Source organism: Streptococcus sp. HMSC034E03 (genome assembly GCF_001811505.1).
Taxonomy (GTDB): Bacteria; Bacillota; Bacilli; order Lactobacillales; family Streptococcaceae; genus Streptococcus.
In genome coordinates, this window is sequence record NZ_KV804993.1 from 30,343 (window position 1) to 30,758 (window position 416).

Genomic DNA, 416 nt, shown 5'->3' on the forward strand with positions numbered 1-416 from the left:
ATATTATGGAGCCTATTTTGTTGTAGAAAAAATTTCCATATGACCTACAATGAAAAGCGACAAAACCATCATTAGTAAGAATCATATGGAACAATTACATTTTATCACAAAACTACTCGAAATTTAAGACAAGAAAATCATAAGCTGGATTATGTGGATTCTGGAACACATAAAGAAATCATCGCTAAACTGGATTATAATGCGCCATATTGTCCTAATTGAGGAAGTCAAATGAAGAAATATGACTTTCAAAAATTATCTAAAATTCCTTACCTTGAAATGACTGGTATGCCTACCAGAATCCTCCTTAAAAAGCGTCGTTTTAAGCGCTATCAGTGCTCAAAAATGATGGTCGCTGAGATTTCTCTCGTCAAGAAAAATCACCAAATCCCTCGTATTATCAATCAAAAAATTGC

1 pseudogene is annotated in these 416 nt (G+C 32.9%); it reads left to right on the forward strand.

The annotated features are described in order from the left end of the window. Positions 1-85: 85 nt before the first annotated feature. Positions 86-416, forward strand: a pseudogene (locus HMPREF2805_RS07195) (ISL3 family transposase); the annotation flags it as partial.